This window comes from Porphyromonas sp. CAG:1061 (assembly GCF_000435035.1).
Classification (GTDB): domain Bacteria; phylum Bacteroidota; class Bacteroidia; order Bacteroidales; family Porphyromonadaceae; genus Porphyromonas_A; species Porphyromonas_A somerae.
This window is the reverse complement of record NZ_HF988846.1, coordinates 1-4,779: the sequence shown is the minus strand read 5'-3', so window position 1 is coordinate 4,779 and position 4,779 is coordinate 1. Positions and strand designations below refer to the sequence as shown.

The following is a 4,779-nucleotide window of genomic DNA, read 5'->3' as shown; positions in this document are numbered from 1 at the left end:
TATGATGCGGTTGAGGCCCTTTTCGCTAGCTAGCTAAACTTTCATGGGAGGGCGATGTTGGTACATCATTTTTTGGTACATTTGCCATATTAGGATAATAGAAATAAAAACAGTAAGGAAATAGCATTATGGCAAATAACGAATTACTTCAAAAGGTAAGAGCAAAAGCTGAAGCGTGGCTATCGCCACAATATGACGAGGCGACTCGCAAGGAGGTGCAAGCACTTCTCGATAATCCCGACACCACTGAGCTAGTGGATGCCTTTTACAAGGACTTGGAATTTGGTACGGGTGGGCTTCGTGGCATCATGGGTGCAGGAAGCAACCGCATGAATCGCTACACCGTTGGCACTGCCACTCAAGGGCTTGCCAATTATCTGATTAAGGAGTTTGGCCGTGATGCAGACTTGAAGGTGGCTATCGGCTACGATTGTAGGCACAATAGCTCTGAATTCTCTCGCATGGTGGCGGGTATCTTCGCTGCCAATGGCATCAAGGTCTATCTGTACGAGGCACTTCGCCCTACCCCAATGGTCTCCTATGCGATCCGCGAATTGGGCTGCCAGAGTGGTGTGATGCTAACCGCTTCGCACAACCCTAAGGAGTACAACGGCTTTAAGGCTTACTGGAGCGATGGCGCTCAGATGATTGCGCCACACGACCAGAATGTGATTGACGAGGTGAATGCGATCAAGTCAATTGCCGAGATCAAGTTTGATGGCCCTAGCGATATGATCACTCTAATGGGGAAGGAGATGGATGATAAGTTTATCAAGGAGGTCCTCTCGAAGCGCCTTTCTCCCGAGGTGATCAAGCGTCAGCACGACCTTAAGATTGTCTTCACACCACTTCACGGTACCAGTGGTCAGGTATTGCCACGTTGCCTGAAGGAGGCTGGCTTTGACAATGTACACCCAGTAAAGGAGCAGATGGTGGTGAGTGGTGACTTTCCAACGGTAGAATCACCCAACCCCGAGAATGCCTCTGCCCTAAAGATGGCGATTGACCAAGCGAAGGCGATTGATGCTGAGATCGTGATGGCAACTGACCCCGACGGCGACCGCATCGGTACTGCTGTGAAGGATAAGGAGGGCAATTGGGTATTGATCAATGGCAACCAAACCTGTCTGCTTTACGCCTACTACGCAATCGAGAAGCGGAGAGAAGCGGGCGAACTGAAGGACAATCAATATCTGGTAAAGACGATTGTGACCACAGACCTGATCAAGACGATCGCAGAGCGAAATAATATAGAGCTATACGACACCTACACTGGCTTTAAGTGGATTGCCGATGTGATTCGTAAGAATGAGGGCAAGAAGGAGTACCTCGGCGGTGGCGAGGAGAGCTACGGCTACCTATGGAGCGACTTTGTACGAGATAAGTGTTCGGTATCGGCTTGTACCATCTTTGCCGAAATCGCAGCGTGGGCCAAGGATAAGGGACAGAGCATTTACGAACTGCTAGAGCACATCTACCTACAGTACGGCTATTCACTTGAGAAGAATATCTCTGTGGTTCGCCCAGGTAAGAGTGGTGCCGAGGAGATCCAGGCGATGATGCAAAACTTCCGTAGCAACCCGCTTAAGGAGCTGGCTGGATCAAAGGTAACTGAGGTGCTAGACTACCAAAGCCTTAAGTCGCTCAACACTGTGACTGGCGAGACCAAAGAGATCGTAATGCCTACGACTAGCAACGTCCTACAGTACCGTTGCGAGGATGGCACGAAGCTCTCTATCCGTCCTTCTGGCACTGAGCCAAAGATCAAGTTCTACATCGAGGTACACGCACAACCTACCAACCTCCAAGAGCTAGAGGAGGCAAAGAAGGTATGTGCACGACGTGCCGATGAAATTGCCAAGCAACTAGGTATCTAAGTCATTAGAGCCACCAATAAATGAAGTACCCTCCTCGCACAAGTCGGAAGGCAGCGATGCATTGAACCCAATGCTTCTGCCCAACTTGTACGAGGAGGGTGCTGATTTGTATCCTGTTCATCCATGATCCTCTGTATCTGCGAAAAACCATCCGTTGCTAGGGATATCGGCGCCGTGATCGGTGCCACCACACAGCGACAAGGCTACCTCGAGGGAAATGGCTATTGGGTCACTTGGACCTATGGCCACTTCTGCACGCTCAAGGAGCCGGCCGACTACTACCCTCAGTGGCAGCAATGGAGCCTTGTTTATCTCCCGATGATGCCGGAGCGCTTTGGCATCAAGTTGCTTTCGGATAGAGGGATCGAACAGCAGTTTGGAGTAATCAAGTCGTTGGTTTCTCAAGCCACAGAGGTGATCAACTGCGGTGACGCTGGGCAGGAGGGTGAGCTGATCCAGAGGTGGGTGCTACAGATGGCGGAGTGCCGTGTGCCGGTGAAGCGGCTGTGGCTCTCCTCTATGACCAATGAGGCAATTGTAAAAGCATTTCAAGAGCTAAAGCCGGAGAAGGAGTACACCAACCTCTACTATGCTGGCCTCGCAAGAGCCATCGGCGATTGGCTCCTCGGTATTAATGCTACGCGACTTTATACACTTAAGTACCGCAAGAGTGGCGACCGCAAGGTGCTCTCGGTGGGACGGGTGCAAACCCCTACGCTGGCTCTGCTCGTGGATCGATTTGAGGAGATTCAAAACTTTAAGCCAGAGCCTTATTGGGAGATAAAGACGCTCTATCGGGAGGTGCTTTTTGCCTCAACCAAAGGGCGGTATAGCACCGAGAAGGAGGCAAAGGCGGTCATCGACAAGATCGCCTCGGAGGAGCTGACCATCACCAAGATTACTAAGAAGAAGGGCAAGGAGGGAGCGCCTCGGCTTTTCGACCTAACCAGTCTGCAGATTGAGGCCAATAAGAAGTATGGCTTCACGGCCGACCAGACGCTTGCTACCATTCAGACGCTCTACGAACAGAAGTTGGTCACCTACCCGCGTGTGGATACCACCTATCTGCCCGATGACGTCTACCCCAACTGTTTGCCTACTATTCAATCACTCTACAGAGCTTTCCCTGGACCTTGTACTCCACTATTGCAGGGCGGAAAGCTACGCAAACTGAAGAAGTACTTCGACTCCTCCAAGGTCACCGACCACCATGCTATTATCCCAACAGGCAACCTCCCGCAGTACCTCGATCGTCAGCACTACGCTATCTATGAGATGATCCTACTCCGCTTCCTTGCTATCTTTTATCCCGATATGGAGTTTGAGCAAACCACAGTGATGGCGGAGGTGGCGAAGATTGAGTTCAAAGCCACAGGGCGAGTGGTGACACTTGATGGCTGGAAGTCGCTTTACCAAAACCAGGTCGAGGCGAATGACGATGAGGGGAGTGATGAGCCTTCGGATAAGCAGGTGATGCCGCACTTCACCAAGGGGGAGCACGGGCCGCATAAGCCCGACCTACTCACGAAGGAGACACGCCCGCCAAAGCAATATACCGAGGCGACGCTCCTCAATGCGATGGAGACGGCGGGCAAACTCATTGATAATGAAGACCTGAAGGAGGCGATGAAGGCCAAAGGTATTGGTCGACCTTCCACTCGTGCCGCCATTATAGAGATCCTCTTTAAGCGGGGCTACATTGAGCGAAAAGGCAAGACGATCCTCCCCACCCAGCTAGGGATAGACCTCATTCATACCATACAAAACCAACAGCTCAAGAGTGTGGAGCTAACGGGCGAATGGGAGTACAAGCTACGCCTCATTGACCGTGGCGAATACGATGCCCAGCAGTTCCTCACCGAGCTCAAAGCAATGGTTCACCAGCTCGTCCACGAGGTCCTCACCTCCCAATAACCCTCAATGTGCTGGGGCTTGTTGCAAGCTTTGGACTGGTATTAGGGCTCTCTAGAAGTCGTATCTAGCAGCAGTTGTGGTCAAGAAGTCTTGGTCGAAGTTTAATGTCACTTCAGCTTTTGATGCGTTTCCGATGTGGTTAGTAACGAAAGAAAATGATTCAGTGCCTGAAGGCCTTAACTCAAAGGACAAACGACCAGAATCCTTAGTAACCTCTGTGCCATCTCGTTTGTAATAAGTAATTACAAACGAAATATCCGGAATCGTGAACTCTGTGTTATTCGTTATTACTCCACTACCTGAGCCATAACCATAAGTGTTCTCCCAATTCCAATCTGCGACAACGTTTTCACGCAAATAATCGGCAAACTTATTGGTATGCTCTTGAAAGTCTATACGAGCTTGACTTAGCCTGCGGGCAATATTCAGATCGGTATGATCTATCCCAGAGAAGTAACCCCGCCTCTTGGCGAATTCATAAGCAGGGTCTGCTTCCGGAAAAAAGAGACCTTGCGAGTCATAAATATAATACCCCTCTTCGGAAGCATCAGGATTATGTGGCTGGATAAATAGTCTTGTCTCAATATCTCTTGTCGCACCCATACGATTAGCATACGTATTTAACAATACTACTTCATAGGTGCTATCTGGCAACTGGTTAATTTTCTTGATTGAAATACCGACTGATGGATAAGCAGAGCCAAGCTCACTCACCTCTGGATATAATTCAATCATTTTAGTAACATCCCCTACCTTTAGAGCATCGAAGAAATCCTCAGCAACTCTCCGTACCTCTGTATTGTACTCACATGATACGAAAAGAAATGAGATAAGTAGACAAGAGAGTAATCTTAAGTGCTTCATAATTACAATAGATTGATAGTTTACCATTATAGCTTCATCCTGCAATATACTAAAAAGAGAGAATATAACTGATGGTCTCCACAAAAAGTAGGGGTTACGCATTAGAAAGGTCTTACCATGAATG

General features: G+C 49.3%; 3 protein-coding genes. 2 read left to right on the top strand and 1 reads right to left on the bottom strand.

From position 1 onward, the window contains the following. Positions 1-128: 128 nt before the first annotated feature. A complete protein-coding gene (locus QVO39_RS00925; RefSeq protein WP_018029102.1) occupies positions 129-1,877 on the top strand; it encodes a phospho-sugar mutase in 1,749 nt (582 codons plus the stop codon). A gap of 123 nt (positions 1,878-2,000) precedes the next feature. After that, positions 2,001-3,791 (top strand): DNA topoisomerase 3, encoded by a 1,791-nt coding sequence (locus tag QVO39_RS00920; RefSeq protein WP_021902623.1) that lies wholly within the window; start codon positions 2,001-2,003, stop codon positions 3,789-3,791. A 51-nt stretch (positions 3,792-3,842) separates the two neighbouring features. Here QVO39_RS00920 and QVO39_RS00915 read toward each other — a convergent pair. After that, a partial coding sequence (locus tag QVO39_RS00915) for a hypothetical protein (RefSeq protein ID WP_288171306.1) occupies positions 3,843-4,779 on the bottom strand: 937 nt, incomplete at its 5' end.